General features: G+C 35.6%; 18 protein-coding genes. 7 read left to right on the top strand and 11 right to left on the bottom strand.

The window, feature by feature from the left end:
• Position 1: 1 nt before the first annotated feature.
• The 3 genes from IGJ50_RS11285 to IGJ50_RS11275 all read right to left on the bottom strand — a co-directional run bounded on the left by IGJ50_RS11285 (position 2) and on the right by IGJ50_RS11275 (position 5,902).
• Complete coding sequence (locus tag IGJ50_RS11285; protein ID WP_429950443.1) at positions 2 to 3,037, bottom strand: WxL domain-containing protein; 3,036 nt, start codon at positions 3,035 to 3,037, stop codon at positions 2 to 4.
• 299 nt (positions 3,038 to 3,336) lie between these two features.
• Entirely contained in the window at positions 3,337 to 3,636 is a 300-nt protein-coding gene (locus tag IGJ50_RS11280; RefSeq protein WP_207121106.1) for a hypothetical protein, read from the bottom strand.
• Positions 3,637 to 3,823: 187 nt separating this feature from the next.
• Positions 3,824 to 5,902, bottom strand: a complete 2,079-nt coding sequence (locus tag IGJ50_RS11275; RefSeq protein ID WP_069640571.1) for a DNA topoisomerase III — start codon at positions 5,900 to 5,902, stop codon at positions 3,824 to 3,826.
• Positions 5,903 to 6,089: 187 nt separating this feature from the next.
• On the opposite strand from IGJ50_RS11275, the gene IGJ50_RS11270 reads away from it, so the two are divergent.
• Complete coding sequence (locus tag IGJ50_RS11270) at positions 6,090 to 6,803, top strand: DsbA family oxidoreductase (protein ID WP_429950442.1); 714 nt, start codon at positions 6,090 to 6,092, stop codon at positions 6,801 to 6,803.
• Between the two features lie 151 nt (positions 6,804 to 6,954).
• Complete coding sequence (locus IGJ50_RS11265) at positions 6,955 to 7,140, top strand: hypothetical protein (RefSeq protein WP_069640570.1); 186 nt, start codon at positions 6,955 to 6,957, stop codon at positions 7,138 to 7,140.
• Between the two features lie 25 nt (positions 7,141 to 7,165).
• Here IGJ50_RS11265 and IGJ50_RS11260 read toward each other — a convergent pair whose 3' ends face one another.
• A complete protein-coding gene (locus tag IGJ50_RS11260) occupies positions 7,166 to 7,531 on the bottom strand; it encodes a DUF1033 family protein (protein WP_069640569.1) in 366 nt (121 codons plus the stop codon).
• Between the two features lie 226 nt (positions 7,532 to 7,757).
• On the opposite strand from IGJ50_RS11260, the gene IGJ50_RS11255 reads away from it, so the two are divergent.
• Entirely contained in the window at positions 7,758 to 8,150 is a 393-nt protein-coding gene (locus IGJ50_RS11255) for a hypothetical protein (RefSeq protein ID WP_069640568.1), read from the top strand.
• Between the two features lie 22 nt (positions 8,151 to 8,172).
• Here IGJ50_RS11255 and mnmA read toward each other — a convergent pair whose 3' ends face one another.
• The 6 genes from mnmA to IGJ50_RS11225 form a co-directional block, all read right to left on the bottom strand.
• Positions 8,173 to 9,297 (bottom strand): tRNA 2-thiouridine(34) synthase MnmA, encoded by a 1,125-nt coding sequence (mnmA, locus tag IGJ50_RS11250; RefSeq protein WP_207120511.1) that lies wholly within the window; start codon positions 9,295 to 9,297, stop codon positions 8,173 to 8,175.
• Positions 9,298 to 9,564: 267 nt separating this feature from the next.
• Positions 9,565 to 9,834: a hypothetical protein gene (locus tag IGJ50_RS11245; RefSeq protein WP_069640566.1), complete on the bottom strand. Its 270-nt coding sequence runs from the start codon at positions 9,832 to 9,834 to the stop codon at positions 9,565 to 9,567.
• Between the two features lie 352 nt (positions 9,835 to 10,186).
• Positions 10,187 to 10,528, bottom strand: coding sequence for a DUF1831 domain-containing protein (locus tag IGJ50_RS11240; RefSeq protein WP_207120510.1), 342 nt, complete (start codon positions 10,526 to 10,528; stop codon positions 10,187 to 10,189).
• A gap of 81 nt (positions 10,529 to 10,609) precedes the next feature.
• The gene (locus IGJ50_RS11235; protein ID WP_207120509.1) at positions 10,610 to 11,755 is read right to left on the bottom strand and encodes an aminotransferase class V-fold PLP-dependent enzyme; all 1,146 of its coding nucleotides are present in this window, start codon (positions 11,753 to 11,755) and stop codon (positions 10,610 to 10,612) included.
• 78 nt (positions 11,756 to 11,833) lie between these two features.
• Positions 11,834 to 12,736 (bottom strand): EamA family transporter RarD, encoded by a 903-nt coding sequence (rarD, locus tag IGJ50_RS11230; protein WP_207120508.1) that lies wholly within the window; start codon positions 12,734 to 12,736, stop codon positions 11,834 to 11,836.
• Between the two features lie 105 nt (positions 12,737 to 12,841).
• Positions 12,842 to 13,807, bottom strand: a complete 966-nt coding sequence (locus IGJ50_RS11225; protein ID WP_207120507.1) for a ribose-phosphate diphosphokinase — start codon at positions 13,805 to 13,807, stop codon at positions 12,842 to 12,844.
• A 242-nt stretch (positions 13,808 to 14,049) separates the two neighbouring features.
• On the opposite strand from IGJ50_RS11225, the gene IGJ50_RS11220 reads away from it, so the two are divergent.
• The 4 genes from IGJ50_RS11220 to IGJ50_RS11205 all read left to right on the top strand — a co-directional run bounded on the left by IGJ50_RS11220 (position 14,050) and on the right by IGJ50_RS11205 (position 17,906).
• On the top strand, positions 14,050 to 15,231 hold the full coding sequence (locus IGJ50_RS11220; RefSeq protein WP_207120506.1) for a serine hydrolase domain-containing protein: 1,182 nt from the start codon (positions 14,050 to 14,052) through the stop codon (positions 15,229 to 15,231).
• 139 nt (positions 15,232 to 15,370) lie between these two features.
• A complete protein-coding gene (locus IGJ50_RS11215) occupies positions 15,371 to 16,126 on the top strand; it encodes a metal ABC transporter ATP-binding protein (RefSeq protein ID WP_069640559.1) in 756 nt (251 codons plus the stop codon).
• Complete coding sequence (locus IGJ50_RS11210; RefSeq protein WP_069640558.1) at positions 16,123 to 16,980, top strand: metal ABC transporter permease; 858 nt, start codon at positions 16,123 to 16,125, stop codon at positions 16,978 to 16,980. Before IGJ50_RS11215 ends, IGJ50_RS11210 begins: the two co-directional genes overlap by 4 nt.
• The gene (locus tag IGJ50_RS11205) at positions 16,977 to 17,906 is read left to right on the top strand and encodes a metal ABC transporter substrate-binding protein (protein ID WP_069640557.1); all 930 of its coding nucleotides are present in this window, start codon (positions 16,977 to 16,979) and stop codon (positions 17,904 to 17,906) included. Before IGJ50_RS11210 ends, IGJ50_RS11205 begins: the two co-directional genes overlap by 4 nt.
• Positions 17,907 to 17,951: 45 nt before the next feature.
• Here the strand turns inward: IGJ50_RS11205 and IGJ50_RS11200 are convergent, their stop codons facing one another.
• Positions 17,952 to 19,490 carry an ABC-F family ATP-binding cassette domain-containing protein gene (locus IGJ50_RS11200; protein WP_429950436.1) on the bottom strand — a complete coding sequence of 513 codons (1,539 nt, stop codon included), beginning with the start codon at positions 19,488 to 19,490 and terminating at the stop codon, positions 17,952 to 17,954.
• Positions 19,491 to 19,673 lie beyond the last annotated feature (183 nt).

Here is a 19,673-nt window from a genome sequence, read left to right as displayed (position 1 = left end):
TTCATATGGGAGAATCAGTTAAAATCCACGTTAATGTCGTCGTGTATTTTTCTGCCACTAATTGTGGCTGTGCTGGAACGTCTAATTGTATACTTGTTTCAGCTGTTGACCCTTTATCACCAAATCTCACTACTTGTGTCCCCATCCCCGTTTTAGCTTCGGCTGTAGCAACATCTATAGTTGTCATGCCATCTGGTATTAACTCCAATTCTTTTTCTGAAACAGTTGCCAGTCCTGCCGCATTACTTTTCCCTTTACTCATAGTTAGATTTTTTAAAATGATTTGTGCTCCCACTAGTTCTTTCTTTGTGATAACGGATGTAAACTGCTCTTCTTGTCTTACTTGAAGTCTCCAACCTGCATTTGTCTCCCGCTCATCAGAGATTTGAACTGAGTTTGCAAAATTCTCCGTTAGCCCCGCTTCATTTTTTCCGTTTTCTAAAATTGCATTGTAGGTTTGTGCATTAAGTGTCATTGCTTGCTGTCCAAAATGAAAATTAGAAACATGTAAAATCTTAAGTGGGTTGTTATTTGGCTTGACACTCATTTCATTCGGTATCATTATCTTGTCAGGATCTTCTGGGTTTACAGGACTTATTGAGGTGTAATCTTTTTTATAGATAAACTTTTCAACTTGAGGTTTAAGTTGATAATTCAGTTCTATTAGAGGTGAACTCACATCTAACTCATATCCTTTGATTTCTTTTGCATTGACTGTGATTTTTTCACCAAATCGGCCTGTAAATATCTCTGATTTGTCTAATTCTACGCCTTTATTGTCTACATACTGAATGGTTATAGTCCCAGGATGAATCTCTAAAAAATCTTGATGCAGTTCTAACAAAACATCTCTCTCTGCTTCTGGTAATGATAAAATTGCAACAGTTATTTGTGTTTTCTCTGGATTATTATCTACACTTGCCCATTCAGCATCTGATTTTATTGTATCAATTGCAGAGGTAATTTTTTCTTTTGCTACTGCTATTCCAGGTGTTCTATTTTCGTTTACCAAGTAGCCATTTTTCACAAGCAGCACATTGCTTTTAAGCGTTGGATCAATTAACGTTTCAGTAGCTGCAGTTAATCGATTTGTTGTCTCTGCATGGTATAACTTAATTTTATACCCTTCTTTCAGTGGAAGTTCACTTTTTTCTACTACTACATCTGTTCCTTCCATTTCCTTGTGATAAATCAACTGATCAAATTCATCAAAAACTTCTATTGAAGCATAAAGTTGCCCTTTAAAATAAGTGTGAGGTGTAGTAGAGGTTACATCAATGATCATCTTTTGATTCATAAAATCTGTTTGAATGACACCGAAAACCCTATCATATAGACCTTTAAACTGAATCGTTTCATCGTATAGCCTACTTCCCTTTATCTCAGTTAGATTAACAGTTGTTTCATTTTGTGCATCACGAACATACGCATAATAATTATCCGCTTCATAAAATCCCTCCGTTTTAGGAAGTTGCAGGGTATAAACACCGTTTTCCAACTTAGGAATGACAATATCTGGTTCATTTATTTCAACTTCTTTAACTAACTGATTTCCATCTTTTATACCTATTTTCTTCCCTTTTATTTGGGCAAAATCATGTATATTAAGATGAATAGTCAAGGCCCCTACTGGTAAATTTAAAGCAGCTATTTCTTGATTTGTGACAAGGCTAAACTGGGAATCAACCATCAATGAAGGACTTAATAAAGAGACCGCATCCTTTAACTTTTCCTTAGGAACGACATCAACGAGAGAAGTAACTGCCGAATAACTTTTTCCACGATTTACTATTCGTTGTCTTTGTTCTGTTAAAGGTAAGCCCCATTTAAGCAGGACTGAACTATAATCTTTCTGCATTTGACTACTATAAAATAGATTAAATAAATCGGGTAATGACATATTTTTAATGTTCTCGTCCCCATTATTTACAGCCTCTCTATACATGACATTCAGTTTTGTCCAATTCTCTTTTCCAACACTTTGAGTCAGATCGGTTAAGAGAATTAGCCGTCCTCTATGATCCAAGTCGGGATACCCGATTTGCTGCTCAACTAATCGACTGTATAATCCTGATTCTACAGTTGCTTTATTCCCGAAATTATATAACCAAGAGTTTTTCTCTACGATCGATTTCCCTCTGTAAGTATCGGTATAAAAAACGGCTAATAAATTGTTAGACACTTCCCCCGTGTACATGTCTTTATTATTATATGATGGTTGATAGGCATGTCCTATCTCATGTAGGGTACCCCAATCCCATTTTGTCATCCATCGATTCACTACCGTATCTTTTCCATTTGAAGAATAGTTATCTTGATAATATGCGGCGATTCCGGGTCCTGTTCCACCATCAGCTTTTAAGAAAAAGCGGTTTTCTGGTTTTTTATTTACACCACTCACCGTTTCTGAAAGCCCCATTAGCTCATCGTAGTAGTTAATGATACTGTTCTGATAGGTAATGTATTGATCTAAATCAGAAAAATCTTTTAAACTCTCTGCTTGCTCTTTTTCTTTATTAGGGATTAATAATTGAAATTGTTCCCCCTTTACCAAACCAAACGCTGCATTTGTGTCTCTCCACTTTGAAAAAAAAGTTTGTTCATTTGAGCCTGATTCATAAACTGGTAATGCTACACTAACACCATCGATTTCATACTCAACTTCAGCATCATTTTCCCCATAAGGCGTGTTGATAAATGGCACAGCACTATGTTCGACAGGTACTGTTTTCCATTCATTCGTTATGGGCAGAGATTTCTCTTGTGTTCGATTATTTCCAAGTAACCATAATGTTAAATTATTATACCCATCATTCACGCTAGTTCTGCGAATTTTTATGGTTGAACCTCCATTAACTACAATCCCTAAATCTTGCCTATCGTGATATTTGGCTCGAGACATCCCTGTTTTAAATATCCAATTTGGTTGCTCCAAACTAGTAACTTCTAGCGTTGTTGTTTCAGCATAGCTATTTTGAGCAAAAAAAAACAGTCCTAGTAGTATTAAAAAGTGTGCTAATAAATTTTTTTTCATCATTCTATGTAATTCCCCTTCATTTTAAACAAGTTGATTTTGCCAGAAAATAAAAAACAAAGTGATTGGATTGAAATAAATAACAATAAGAACCTTTAAAAAAACTCAATGATCAAAAGAACATTATTTTACTAATGCATAAATAGTAGAATATGTTATTCATATTCTACTATAATATATTATTTTATTTTTTCTGTTTTTCAATAGACGACTTCCCCAAAGAAAAAAATGAAATTTTTTTCATCAAACTAAAACAACGTGACGAATCCAATCTACATTTGAATTACGTCTGCCAAATATCTTTAGTCCAACAATCCTTGCTTCTTTGAATAATCCATGTATTGATAAACCTTCTTAATTTTATTTTGTTTCACCTCAGCTATTTTTTCTCGAGTAAAGCTTTCAATGATCCCTTGATTTTGCAATTCTTCGATCATTGCAGTTAATTGATAAAATTCTGTCAAAAGTTGTTCTTCATTCGTTTCATCTGCTCTAGAAGGGTGATGATCATCAAACCCAAACCTGATTGCTTTTGATAATGCTTGTTGAATTTCTGCACATTCTTCCATTGCTACTAAGGTTAAATATTCATTTTTTCTCATTTTTATGCTCCTTTCTTCTTTGGTGCATTATTTACCATACTTTTCTAACTCACAACCGATACTCTTATCTTCAAAATTATACCATAAATTAAAACCCACTGACTCTTCGCTTAATATCTTCCAAACAAATAATAAAATAAAGCCACCGATCATCTTATTTATTGATGACCAGTGTCTTTATTTAAACTCAATCTTGTTTCATTGCCGCTTTTAACGCTTGTGCCAATGCACTTTCTTCTGGTTCTTCTTTTTGTGAGTATTTCTTCATCAATTTACGTTCTTCGTGTTTCGTCAGTTTCTTGTTACGCTCTTTTTTATCCTGCATTTTTTCAGTAATCGAGCAATATTTACATTTAAAATATGAACCATTTTTCCCATCAATGATATCCATTTTACGGTGACATTGTGAACAACGGTGGTTAGAAACTTTCGGGTCTTTTCTGCGGCGATAACTACAGTCTTGGTTAGAGCACACATAGATTTTACCGTCTTTCGTGTTTTTCTCACGCAAGTTTGAGCCGCATTCTGGGCATTTCTTTTGCGTAATAGAAAAGTCTTGGTATTTGCTTTCACTTTGTTTGATCTCATTGACAAGTTTTTTTGTATCTTGTTCGATTTCTTTTAGAAAAACGGTACTGCTTTGCTTGCCTTTGGCGATAGCTTCTAACGTTTTTTCCCATTTTTCTGTTAGTTCAGGTGTGACTAACGAGGGATTGACTAATTCAAGGAGTTGCTTCCCTTTTGGTGACACGCTTAAGCCATTTGTTGTCCGTTCCATCAGCTCTGACTTGATCAGCTTTTCAATGATTTCAGCTCGTGTAGCTGGTGTTCCCAAACTATGCTTTTCCATTAAGCCTAGCAAGGTTCCTTCGGTCAGCGGCTTTGGTGGTGCAGTTAGTTCTTTATTAATAGTGAAATTTGGTGGTATGATCATGCCCAATTTCCAATCAAAACTTGGCGCTACTGCTTCTTTTTCTTGCTTCCACCCCGTAACTTCAACTTTACTTTGGCGGAAGACAAATTGTTCTTTCCCAAAACTTACGGTTACTTTTGTTTGTTTTGTACGATGAGATTCTGCAAACATCCCTAGGAAACGAGTGACGATCATGTTATAGATTTTTTGTTCATCGCCACTTAACTTTTCATAACGCGGGCGTTGTTCAGTCGGAATCAACGCATGGTGATCTGTGACTTTTTCATTTTGGAATACTTTTGTCAGTTTGACTTGACCGCCGTCTTTGATATAGGTTTTAACTTCTGGTGAAAAATCGCTGACTGCTTGCAAGCGTTCTTTCATAGTAGCTTTCATATCTGTTGTTAAATATTTACTATCCGTTCTTGGATACGTCACGATTTTATGAAATTCATAGAGACTTTGTACTAATGACAAAGTTTTCTTTGCAGAAAATTGATAGCGCTGATTGGCTTCTCTTTGGATTTCTGTTAAATCATACGGTAGTGGTGCTTGTTCTGTTTTGACTTTTTCTTGGATATCGGTTACTTTGCCTTTACCTTCACTTAATTGTTTCACAAAGGCCTCTACCTCATTCCGTTCTTTAAAAGCGTAGGGATTACTTTGAACAAGTTTGGCTTTTTCTTTTTGAACTTGCAACTCTACTGAAAAATAGGTTTGTGGTCTAAAGCTTTCTATTTTCTTTTCTTGTTGACGGACCAAAGATAGGGTTGGTGTTTGAACTCGTCCAGCTGACAAGCTGTCTTGGTACTTGACAGTCAACGCTCTTGTCACGTTTAATCCCACTAACCAATCTGCTTTTGCACGCGCTAAAGCGGAATAATACAAATTGTCGTACTCTTTAGCTGGTCTTAACTTTTTGAAACCATCTTTGATTGCTTTATCCGTTTGGGATGAAATCCACAACCGTTTTACTGGCTTATTAAAATGGACATATTCTAAGATCCAACGAGCAACTAGTTCCCCTTCACGTCCTGCATCCGTTGCAATAACTGCTTCGGTAACATCTTTGCGATTTGCTAATTGTTTGATCGCTTTTAATTGATGGCCTGTTTTAGGTAACGGTTTTATTCCTAAGTTCTTAGGTACCATTGGTAGAGTCTCCATTTGCCAGGATTGCCATTCTTTATTGATGTCTTCCGGCATTTTTAATCCTAACAAGTGTCCTAACGCCCATGTCACAATAACATTAGGTCCTTCGTAATAACTTTTATTTTTTTGATTTGCGCCAAGAACTTTACTTAAATCTTTAGCAACACTAGGTTTTTCAGCAATAATTAGTTGTTTCCCCATTTATTTCACTCACTTTCTGAATTTCTTATGTAAATTGAATTCATCTCCAAAACGTCAATAGGTTGATTTTACCACACTCTGCGTACTCTTTTCGCCTCTTATTCAAGCATTTTAATTGAAATGTAAACAGAAGAACTGTATTCTTACTAATAGTAAGTTAAAAAACACTCATTATTAAGGAGAAACTATGATCACAATTGAATTTTTTCACGATGTTATTTGCAGTTTTTGTTTTCCTATGTCTTATAGAATGAGACAAGTCAAAAAAGAAATGCCTGAAATCAAGGTTATCCACCGCTCTTTTGCTTTGGCAAGAGAATCACAAGACCACGATCGAATGTTTGGTTCTCGAGAAAATGCTAAAAATGAAATTTTATCCCATTGGTTTCATGCTAACCAAAATGATGAGCTTCATCGTTTTAATATTGAAGGAATGCGCGAAACTGATTTTCTTTTTCCTACTTCTATGAACGGTTTACTTGCCGCAAAAGCTGCAGGTATAGTCGGCGGTGAGGATAGCTATTGGGATGTCTTTGATGCTTTACAAGCAGCACTATTTATGGATAGCCGTAATATTGATGATCTTGATGTGCTTGAAGCAATTATAAAAAATTGCTCAATTGACTTTGAAAAATGGCAATCCGCTTTTACAGATCCAGCAACTTTAGCATTAGTTGAAGAGGATTTTAATTTAGCGAATGCTTACCAACTCACTGGTGTACCTGCCTTGATTGTGAATGGAAAATATCTCATCAACGGTGCACAGCCAATGGAGCAAATCATCCAAGCGATTCAGATAATCAAGGAAAAAGAAAGCCCAGTTATTGAAATTATTAAAAACAATGATTCTGGGGATGGCTCTTGTAATATGGAAGACGGTAAGTGGGTCTGCAAAGAGTAAGTAATCTTTTTGGAAAGCCAAGACGCTACTGCAGGAGTTGCTTCTACTCTCATCCTTTATCTAAATTTTTTGTTCCAAGTTTGCTGAAAAGAAGCAGTTATTCTTTTTTATGATTATTTAGGGTATAATTATAAAAAGGAGGTCGTTTTACATGACTAATGAATATAATACTCCATCACCAACACCACCTGAAAATAATACCACTATTACTCAAGAAACTTTTAAAGAAAAAAGTGATTTCGTCTTTTTAACGAAAGATAATAATACTGAAATCATCCTACCCAAAAATATATACGTGCATGAAAAAAAAGATAAGACAAAGAAAAGTCAGAGCTAAGCGACTCTGACTTTTTTCTATCCTTCTAAACCAAACTCGATTTACAGCATTTCGGCTTCGCACAATCGTTGTGCCGTTCATGAAAATCATCGCCACTTTCAAACGTCACTGCTTTTTGGTCTTTCAGTAAAGCAAGTCCCTTATATTGCTGCAGATCTTCATCACATTCTTCACACCAGCGTTCATCCCCAGCATTCCAGAACGCTGCTAAGTAATTCACTTTTGTATTTATGTATTCATATGTTGAAGAAAGTTCTTGCCATTTTTTTATGTAATAACGTTCTGCATCTTCTAGACGGTCAAATGACTTTTCTTCCTCAATATCTTCTTGCCAGTCTTCAAAAAACCACCATGGCTCATTATCGCCGTACATGATAACAACTTGGTACATTGATCGATCACTCCAATTCTTTCTACAAGAGCTATTCTAGTCACTTATCGTGAAACTTTCAACTTAAGTGCTTGTGAAATAGTTTTTTGTTCAAACCTTCATTATTTCTAATTTTACCATAAGTTGAAATAAACAGAAGAATAAATTTAAATTGATCTTTATTTCATTGCGTATAGAATAGCCTTTTGCTAAAATATGGAAAGAATAGAAAGGAACGTTTCTTATTATGAAAAAACCTGTATTTTGGAACTCAATTGCTATTTATTTACTATTATATAATAATATTTTGCTCATTATTGCGTTGATCATGTCGTTAAAAGCGATAGTGGAAGGACATGGATCTTTTGGAGCGGATGTTTGGTATCAGATTTTTGTTTTTCTCATTTATATTATTGTGATTGCCGGATTAATGATAGGTGGTAAAAAAGGATACATCGCCTCAGTGCTCTTTATCCCATTCATCTTTCTAATGTATTTTTACCCACCGATAATGGTCAGCATGTTTCCTAAAATGATTATGTTAGCATTTCGTGTGTTTGAATTTGTTTCGATGCTTTATCTGGTTATTTCACCAGAATCTAGAGCTTATATTCAAAACAGTAAGCAAAAAAAGGAGTAGGAATTTCTCCCTACTCCTTTTTTTAGATATATTGTAGTACTTTTTCTTCTTGGTAAGCTTGATCAATCAAGCCACCACCAAGACATTCCATACCATCATAAAAGACAACGGCTTGTCCTGGAGTAATTGCACGTACAGGTTCAGAAAAAATCACTTTAGCTGTCGTTCCGTCACCCGTTAACACAACTTTAACGGGTATATCCTCTTGACGATAGCGGAACTTCGCCGTACATTCAAATTCTCTAGGCATTTCTGTATCAACGGTAAAATGAATTTCACTTGCATCTAAGTGTGTTGCATATAATTGTTCATGATGGAAGCCTTGTCCAACATATAATGTATTCGTTGCTAAATCTTTCCCCACTACAAACCAAGGTTCTTGTGAGCCTTTGCCACCACCGATGCCTAAGCCTTGGCGTTGACCAATGGTATAATACATCAAGCCGTCATGTTTTCCTTTGATCTCCCCGTCTAACGTCATCATATTTCCTTTATTAGCAGGTAAATAAGTACTTAAAAATTGTTTGAAGTTCTTTTCGCCAATAAAACAAATACCTGTTGAATCTTTTTTCTTCGCAGTTGCTAGATCAGCGCGTTCTGCAATTGCTCGAACTTCTGATTTTTCCATGCTGCCTAAGGGGAACATCGTTTTAGCTAATTGTGCTTGAGATAATTGACTCAAGAAATAGGTTTGATCTTTATTATTATCTACACCACGTAACATACGTACTGTACCATCTTCTTTTCTTTCTACTTGGGCATAATGTCCCGTTGCCACATAATCTGCACCTAGTTGCATTGCGTATTCCAAAAAGGCTTTGAATTTGATCTCTTTATTACACATCACATCAGGATTTGGTGTTCGTCCTGCACGATATTCTGCCAAAAAATATTCAAATACACGATCCCAATATTCCTTTTCAAAGTTTACTGAATAATAAGGAATACCGATTTGGTCAGCAACTTTCGCTACATCCTTGTAATCTTCGGTGGCTGTACATACACCATTTTCATCCGTGTCATCCCAATTTTTCATAAAGATACCCACGACATCATAGCCTTGCTCTTTTAAAAGCAGTGCTGTAACAGAAGAATCTACACCTCCGCTCATGCCTACAATGACACGAGTTTTGCTGTTATCTGTCATTTGATCACCATCATTTCAATTTAGATTCTGAATTGATCTACGATTTGAAGGTCGTAACTTTTCAGTGATACTTATTATACTAGTATTTTGATAGAAGTAAAGCTCTTAGGAACATACCTTAATTTTGGCTAAATAATAACTGATATTTATCTCCATATTTTCGTAGTAAGTTTTCTTCTAGCAGTTGATATTCCAGCAATTGAGAATGACCGATAGTAAAATGATAGGCCAAACTTTGATTTCTTCTGCCATCATCAAATACTATATTTAAAAGATGAACATCATTTTTTTATTATCATCACTGCTAGCACTCATAGCAAAATGGATAATTTCTTCATCTTTATAACGAATACCATTAATACTGATCCTGCCTTTATGAATACCTATATTTTGTAATGGTATCCTCTTTTTAAAAGAAATGTTTCGGATCCCGACAATAAAAAATATTCCAAGGACAATCAATGCTTGCCATTTAGTTTCCAAAAGTCTGATCGGAACAAGCAGGTACATAAGAAAAGTAATAACAGCTCCAATCATTAACGCAATCAGATACTCCGCCCATTTTATAGAATAGCGATCAATTCCAGAATGGATAAACCGATCAGAATGATCTCTGTCTGACCCTCTAACAGAGACTGCAAGATAAACGAGATCCTATTATCTTTTGAATAAAAATATAGTACCAAGCTAAAGATTATCCCTATTAAAATCATAAATACTAAATTATTTTTTCTAATCCAAAACACCTTATTTTTCATTTTCCTCACTTCTTTTAAAGATCGAGGACAAAAAAAGTTTATCAAGAATTTTTAGGTCTGACAAGAGCTCTTACTATCAAAAAATAAGACCTGTCCACAAAAGGACAGATCTTATTTTTTGAATCGATTGATTACACTTTTTCCAAAACGCCACGACTGATCATGCCATCCATCAAGAAATAGAACTTCTCTTGGCTCATTGCATGTGATTCATTCTTGAAAATATTCATTGATTTTAGTCCGTTCGCCGTTGTTACTGACATTTTTAATGTTTTTAAATCTTCAGCAATCGTAATTTTTAATTTAAACCCTTCTTTACTTTGAGGAGTTGCATCCAATGGACGAATCAATTGGAAGTTTCCTGAATTTGTTTCAGTAAAACCATTATCTTTTAATGTATATTTCTTTGCTTGTTCATTTACTTTATAAAATACCGTACAACCTTCTACTGTTGCTTTTTCTTCAAATGCCATTTTTCCACCTCTTTATTTATTGTCTCTTTTATTATAGTTTGTAGTCTTTCATTTTACCAGCTCTAATCGATTTTTCTTAGATTAAGCTTGCATTTTTTGGATAGTGTTGATCAAGGTCGTCACAAATCGATAAATTTGGTCATCATCATTGCCTAAACCAAAGCTGATGCGTACTGATTCTTTGATTGCGGAATGATTCTTCCCATACATCGCTTCTAAAACGTGGGAAGGTTCAACAGTTCCTGCCGTACAAGCTGAACCAGTTGAGATTGCTACTCCTTGCAAATCTAAATGCATCAATAATAGATCGCTTGCTATGCCTGGAAAACGTAAATTCAAAATATGCGCTAATTTCTTTTCAGGATGACCATTGATTTGATAGCGAATCTTTGCCTCATCCAATTGCGTCAAGATGATTTTTTGATAATTAATATATTTTTCATGCCGCCGCTCTTTTTCATTAGTAGTCAACATTTCAACGGCTCTGCCCATACCAGCAATCCCCGTCAAGTTTTCTGTGCCCGCCCGACGTTTTTCTTCTTGTTCTCCACCGTGTAACAATGAAGGTAAAGAAATTTCATCGTTTTTATATAAGAAGCCTACTCCTTTTGGTCCATTGATTTTATGAGCCGAAATACTTAGCAAGTCAATTCCCAACTCGTGCGGTAAGATCCGTTCAGAGCCATATGCTTGTACAGCATCAGTATGAAAAATCGCTGGGTGTGTCTTTAGTAATTCTCCAATTTCTTTGATTGGCATTAAATTACCAATTTCATTGTTACCATACATCACAGAAACCAATATTGTATCCTCCCGTAATGCATCCTTCACAGCAGCAGCAGACAGCATCCCTTTTTTGTCAACAGGTAAATAGGTTATATCAAATCCTAAGCCGTCCAAATACTTCATTGTTTCCAACACAGCAGGGTGTTCGATGACCGTTGTAATTAGGTGCTTCCCTTGGCTTTGTCTAGAAAGAGCGGTCTCAATAATTGCTGTGTTATCCCCTTCGGTACCACCGCTATTAAAAATAATTTCATGTGGTTTTACCTCAAGGCTTGCTGCAATCACTTGGCGAATATCTTCTAATTTTCGGTGTGCTTGTCTGCCGAATGTATGGATACTGGATGGATTGCCAAATGTCTGTGTCATTTCACTTGTCATTAGGTCTATAACTGTAGGATGGATCGGCGTCGTTGCTGCGTGATCTAAATAAATGGATTCCACTGAACTCGTCCTTTCTGAAACATTTTTAATGGGATTAGTGTACCATAACTAAGATTGTTCCTCAAAGATTGCTTCTTCTCAACTTCCCTTTGCAAAACGCTTTTCTTTACGATATGTATAGATATTGCCATACGTAAAGACTGCAATCGCTAGCCAAATAAAACCAAATGCGATAAATTGTTCTGCTGAGTAAGGCTCATGGTATAAAAAGAGAGCAGATAGCAACATTAATGTGGGGCCAACATACTGAATGAATCCTAAAATAATATAAGAGATTTGTTTTGCTGCTTCTGCAAAAAGCAATAATGGAATTGCTGTAACAATACCTGCGCCAACTAATAATAAATTAGTTGTTGCCTCATAATTCATAAATCCTTGTTGTGAAAAGAATAGTAAATAAATCATTGCGACAGGTAAAATAACAAACGTCTCAATTGTTAACCCAGTATATGAACTAACCGTCACACCTTTTTTGATCAGGCCATAAAAACTAAAGGTTACAGCCATGACAAGTGGGGCAAAGGGAATCTCTCCAGTTTGAATGGTTAATAAAACGACACCTGTCAAAGCTAAACTACAAGCAATCATTCCTGAACGATTTAATTTTTCCTTCAAAATCAGTGTTGCCAGTAATACATTCACCAGTGGATTCATATAATATCCTAGACTAGCTTGTGTCACATGTCCTTGGCTAACTGTATAAATAAAGGTAAACCAATTGACTGAAATTAAAATAGCGGCACAAATAATAGCAAATAATTTTTTCTTATCCTGTAGTACCATTTTAACTTCGGCTAAAAACAATGACCACTTTTTCGTGATCAAAATATAGACAATCATAAATAAAAATGACCAAATAATTCGATAACATAAAATATCTAATGGCTCGACGGTTGGCAGCAACTTCCAATAAATCGGGATGATCCCCCAAAATACATAGGCAATAAACCCTAATAGAACACCTTTTTTTTGCTCTTTCATCTAGCAGCCCCTTTCTCTTTTTCTTTCCGAATGAAAAGAATGAATAAAAAGAAGTTCAGCTTAAAACAATAACTGAACTTCTTTCATCATTTAAACAGGTCATTATTATTTCTCTTCTAAACGAAACAGTGGACTCATTGGTGTATTTTCATGAATTCGTTTCACTGCTTCTCCCATAAGCTCTGCACAAGAAACAATCGTTAAGGCATTTGGTTTGCGGTCTTCTGAAATAAATACAGAATCCGTTACACAAATTTGTTCGATTGGGGCAGCATCTAGTGTCTCTTTTGCGCCTTTAGACAATAGCCCATGAGAAGCACAAGCATAGATTCTCTTAGCGCCGTTTTCTTCTAAAATCTCTGCAGCCGTTGCCATCGTACTACCAGAATTTAAAATGTCGTCTACTAAAATACAGGTTTTCCCTTTAACTTCACCAATAACATACCCTGAACGTACACCATCAACTTCCTCTTGATCAATGATCGCTAAGGTTGCATCTAAATACTCTGACAAGCTTCTAGCTCGCTGTACACCGCTATTTTTAGGAGAAACAACGACAATCTCTTCTCCCGTTAATTGCTGCTGGCGATAATTATGTGCAAACAACGGCATTGTGAATAAATTATCCACTGGAATGTCAAAGAATCCTTGGACTTGAACAGTATGTAAATCTAAGGTCAAGACACGCGTTGCACCTGCTTCTTCTAATAAATTAGCTACCAATTTCGCTGTGATCGGTTCTCTTGGTTTCGCTGTTCGATCTTGTCTAGCATACCCATAGTAAGGCAATACCACGTTAATTGTTTTAGCGCTAGCTCGTTTTAATGCATCAATCATGATCAATAATTCCATTAAATTATCATTAACAGGCAAATTGGTCGATTGAACAAGAAAAACATGGTCCCCACGAATACTCTCTTCAATGTTGATTTGAATTTCTCCATCACTAAATTGACGCACCGTACTTTTTCCGAGTTCAGTCCCGACAACTTCAGCAATTTTTTCTGCTAAAGGACGATTAGCATTCAAACTAAAGATTCGTAATGTTTTATCCTGGTATTTTTGGGTCATGATTTCCTCCGTGATCTCGATATTTTTCTATTCTTTCAGTTAAAAACTTCAATTTCTATTTTACCATTGATTCAGTAAAAAATCATGGATCTTTTTCTTTCTTGTGATAAATAATTGAAATTTTATCGACTTTTCAAAGAAGAAAATCCTCCTTACAAAAGTGTTCGTTAAATCGCTATGAATGCTCTTGCTTTTCAATAATAAGTGAGCAAAAATAAAGAATACTTGGAGGTGAATAACCTATGCATCACAAAAAGCAGCATAAAAAAAATAATCCTTGGATACCCGCAATGGTTACGATCCTGTTATTCGTACTTATTGGATTAGAAGGATACCTGCTATTTACCCCTCATGATACTGCGCCCGCTACAAAAAAAGAAACACTTGAAACGACGCAATCCGCTATTGATCGGACTCAAGATGCTCAAATTGCAAGTAATTTTAATCAAGAGGTTCAACCTACTTCTGATTTAGCGCAGCAAATCAACCAACAACTTGAAGACAATTCTTTTATAGGAACAGCTTTAGTTGTACATGACGGTCAGATTATCCTCCAAAAAGGCTTTGGTTATGCCAATTTTGCTAAAAAACAGGTCAATACGCCTCAATCCCTCTTTCAAATTGGTTCCATCCAAAAAGCGTTGACAGCGTCATTGATTCTACAACAAGTACAAGCAGGAAAACTTTCATTAGATGAAACGTTAGATCGTTTTTATCCAACAATACAAGAAAGTGAAAAAATAACCATTCGTCAATTACTTTCAATGAATTCAGGATTGTATCAAAAAGAAAAACCGAGTCTTATGATGTCTGATGAGGCATTTTTACAATTTGGCATTGCCAATGCTGCAATGGGGACTTATGGTCAGTTTAAGTATGATGCAATCAACTACTACATTTTGGTGGGTATTTTGGAACAACTAACTGGAGTGTCGTACCAGAAATCATTTAATCAAACCTATATTCAAAAATTACAATTATTTCACACTCTTTCTTACAATGATTTTTTACATTCAAAGGACCGAACCGTTGCTTATGAAAATGTTTCTGGCAAAGATTATGGAACTGAAATCGCCGATAAACCATTAGTATTCAAGCAAGAAATTGGAACAGGTAGTATTGCTATGACCACGGGTGATCTGTATTTATTTTTTTCTAATTTTTTATCAGGAAATATTATTGACAAAGAAACCGTTGATTCATTTTGGACCTCAGAAACATTGAGCAAATTTGCTGGCGGAATGTATAACTACAAAAATTATATTCGTGCCCATGGAATTGAAGAAGGATTTGAGCCCAATGTCTATTTTTCAAAAGACAAACAAGATGCTGTGATTTTGCTTACCAATCAATACCCTAAAAATCATAGTAACACTCTTTTGGGTAAAACAATTTTTGATTTATTAGGCTCTTATGAAAACTAAATAACCTAAATAAAAAATCTAGCGGTCGGTCTGACCGCTAGATTTTTTATTTTTTTAGGCAAACCTAAAATATAGATTGATTTTAATTTAAGTTTATCTTATACTAATTTTAAGGCAAACCTAAAAAGGAGGTTTTTACATGTCTATAACTAACAATAATCTTACAATCAATCATTTAACGGTTAGCTATCAAGGTCAACAAGCTTTAACCGATATTTCTTTACAGATTCCTGCTGGAAAAATCACTGGTATTATCGGTCCAAATGGTGCTGGAAAATCAACATTTCTAAAAGGAATGCTAGGATTGATCAAAACAGATACTCGAACGGTGTTAGCTGGTGAGCGGCCGATCGACACTCAAAAAAAACGGATTGCTTACGTTGAACAACGTAGCGCACTCGATCTTTCTTTTCCAATCAATGTGTTAGAAGTTGTACTTCTAGGTACGTATCCAAAACTCGGACTTCTGAAACGGCCGAAAAAGGAAGAAAAAGAACAAGCTTTAACTGCACTTAGAACCGTACAACTTGAAGACTTTGCCAAGCGGCAGATCGGTGAATTATCTGGCGGACAATTACAGCGTGTCTTCATTGCTCGTGTTCTTGCTCAAGAAGCTGATATCATTGTTTTAGATGAACCCTTCGTAGGAATCGATATGACAAGCGAGAAGGTGATCATGGATATTTTAAAACAATTAAAGGAAGCAGGAAAAACCATTTTGATCGTTCATCATGATCTTCACAAAGTTGCACATTATTTTGATGAGGTGATCCTTTTAAAGAAAAAACTGATTGCAAATGGACCTGTTACAGCAACTTTTACAAACAAGAACATTCAACTAGCCTACGGTGACACAATGGGCGATATTATTATCAAAGGAGTGGCTGATGCATGATAGCAAATTTTATTGATGGTTTGGTTCGTTACCAATTTTTACAAAACGCTTTGATCACTTCGATCATTGTTGGTCTTGTTTCAGGAATTATTGGTTCATTTATCGTTTTACGCGGAATGTCCTTGATGGGGGATGCGATTTCTCATGCGGTATTACCTGGAGTCGCAGCTTCTTATATGTTTGGTGTCAATTATATTTTCGGTGCGACGATTTTTGGTATCTTAGCTGCTTTATTGATCGGTTTCATTACTCAAAAAAGTCAGTTGAAAAATGATACGGCAATCGGGGTTGTTTTTAGTTCCTTTTTTGCCTTAGGAATCATCATGATTTCCTTTGCCAAGAGTTCCACTGACCTTTATCATATTCTTTTCGGAAATGTCTTAGCCGTTCGAGATTCTGATATTTTGATTACTGTGATTGTTGGAATCGTCGTCTTGATTTTTGTCAGTCTTTTCTATAAAGAGCTGCAAATTACCTCTTTTGATCCAACGATGGCACAGGCTTATGGACTGAATGTTCAGTTTTTCCATTACGCATTGATGTTTTTGTTAACCTTAGTCGCTGTATCATCTTTACAAACAGTCGGCACGATCTTAGTAATTGCCATGTTGATCACTCCTGCAGCAACAGCTTATCTGTTGACGAATCATTTGCCGACAATGATTGCTTTAGCTTCAACTTTTGGCATATTAAGTTCGATCATTGGTTTATTCTTTAGCTATTCTTATAATTTAGCATCAGGTGCTACGATTGTTTTAACTGCTGCTGCATTTTTCATTTTAGCTTTTCTATTTTCACCAAAAAAAGGACTATTTTTTGTCAATAAACAGAAAACGGAGGAATCTACACTATGAGAAAAAAAATACTTTTAATTGCTGCTTTAGCTAGTTTATTTTTACTAGCTGCTTGTCAATCTAACACTGCCGATACGTCTGATAAAGAGAAAATCAACGTTGTAGCAACGAATTCGATTCTTGCTGACATGGTAGATAATGTGGGGAAAGATTTGGTTAATTTACACAGTATTGTGCCAGTGGGAACAGACCCTCATGAATATGAGCCTTTACCAGAAGATGTTGCCAAAGCATCTGAAGCTGATGTGTTATTCTTCAACGGCTTAAATCTGGAAACAGGCGGCAACGGTTGGTTTAAAAAATTGATGGAAACCGCCAAGAAAAAGGAAGACCAAGACTACTTTTCAGTAAGTAAAAAGGTCGATCCGATGTACTTAACAAGTGCTGGCAAAGAAAATGAGCAAGATCCTCACGCTTGGTTAGATATTCAAAACGGCATACTTTACGTTGAAGCAATCAGAGACACGTTGAGTGAAAAAGATCCTAAAAATAAAGAAACTTATGAAATCAACGCCAAGGAATATATTGAAAAACTTTCAACCTTAGATAAAGAAGCTAAGGAAAAATTCGCTGATATTCCAGAAGATCAAAAACTATTGGTTACTAGTGAAGGGGCATTTAAATATTTCTCCAAAGCATACGGATTGACTGCCGCTTATATCTGGGAGATCAATACAGAGAGCCAGGGGACACCTGATCAGATGAAGCAAGTCATTGACCAAATCAATAAGACGAAAGTTCCAGCATTATTTGTGGAAACAAGTGTTGATAAACGAAGTATGGAACGTGTTTCAAAAGAAACAAATTTACCAATTTACAATACGATTTTTACCGATTCTATCGCCAAAAAAGGGGATGACGGTGACAGTTATTATGCTATGATGAAATGGAATTTAGATAATATTCACGATGGCTTGATGAAATAGAAAATGTGGAGTTGGCATGGTTATCCCCTGTCAACTCCACATTTTCTATTGTATCATGTCTTCAATATTAATCACACGATCGGTGATATCTATATAAAACTCCTCTTCGTGAGAAACGATTACGATTGTTCCTTGAAAATGCTGAATTGCTTGTCGCAAACTGTCTTTCGCTGCAGCATCAATATGATTCGTCGGCTCATCTAAGAAGATAAGATTGCTGCTCTCCATTGTCAGTTCACTTAATTTTACCTTTGTTTGTTCTCCTCCACTTAATAAGCGTAACGGTTGATTCACTAATTTATCAGGTAAGCCGCATTTTGCCAGATAGGTACGTATTTCTTTAACGGTCTTTTTAGGAAAACGATCGCTTAGATAAGCGAGTGGTGTTAAATAATCATTGTCCCACGTCAACTCTTGGGAGAAATACGCAATTTTAGTATTGGCAGGATATTGATATTCGCCACTGATGGCATTGATTTTCCCAGTTAACGTTTTGATCAATGTGGATTTTCCAATACCATTAAAGCCTTTGATTGCAACTTTTTCACCACTATGAATGGATAAATTGATTGGGGCTAATAGTGGTTCACTGTAACCGATCACCAACTCATTTGTCACTAAAGCTAAACTTGCGACAATCGACTGGTAAGGAAACTGGATTTGCGGTTTCATCAAACTTCCAGGTGGTGCCAATCGTTCCACTCGATCTAATTGCTTCTGACGACTTTTAGCCATCGTTGCGCGATTTCCCGCTTTGTATTTACGAATATACGCTTCGGCTTTTTCAATTTTCGCTTGTTGTGCATGATATTGTTTCAAATAACTTTCTTTGTTCTGCTCTTTTTGAGCAAATGATTTTTCAACATTTCCTGTATATTTTGTTAATTTACCAAATTCAATATCACAGATACAATTAGTGACAGCATTTAAAAAATGATAGTCGTGAGAAACTAAAATAAATGTGCCAGTAAAGCTATTTAAATAATTGATCAACCATTCGATATGAGTATCATCTAAATAATTTGTTGGTTCATCTAAAAGTAAGACATCTGGTTCTTCTAACAGCAGTTTTGCCAAAATCACTTTTGATCGTTGACCTCCACTTAATTCATTCATCGGTCGATTTAACCCGATTGCTTCAATCCCCAAGCCATTAGCAAGATCATTGATGATTGTATCCCTTTGATAAAAATCACTTTCATCTAGCTGTGTTTGAAAATTCCCAGCTCGTTCTAGTAACTTGTCCTCCCCAGTTTCACCAAATTTTGTATATAGTTGATTGATTTTCGTTTCTATTTCATACAATGGTTGATAAGCTTGCTGTAAAAATTCATTGATCGTACTATTTCCAATCACTTCCACATATTGATCTAAATAACCAATTTTAGTATTATTTTGCCAAGTGATCGTGCCATCATCTGCTAAAATTTCACCAGTTAAAATTTTGACTAATGTTGATTTTCCAACCCCATTTTGACCAGTAAGTCCCATATGATCCCCTTTATTGACTCGCAAAGATGCTTCTTCATAAAGAATCTTTTCACCAAAGCGTTGGGTTAAATCTTCAATTGTTAATATGCTCATTTGCTTTTCCTCATTTCTATTTCTTGATTCATTGTAAATTGTCTTAAGTGCTATTTATTCGATAGTTAAACTTGTCTTAGACAACTGTTTTATACGTTTAAAATCAATTTGTTCTTTTCAGTTTGATACAAAAAAACAAGCGACCAAATAGGCTTCCCTATCTTATCCCTTGTTCTGCTCTCA

The sequence above is a fragment of the Enterococcus sp. AZ101 genome (genome assembly GCF_050499005.1).
Taxonomy (GTDB): domain Bacteria; phylum Bacillota; class Bacilli; order Lactobacillales; family Enterococcaceae; genus Enterococcus_L; species Enterococcus_L ureilyticus.
Note: the sequence above shows the minus strand (reverse complement) of the source record. Positions and strands in the feature narration are given on the sequence as shown.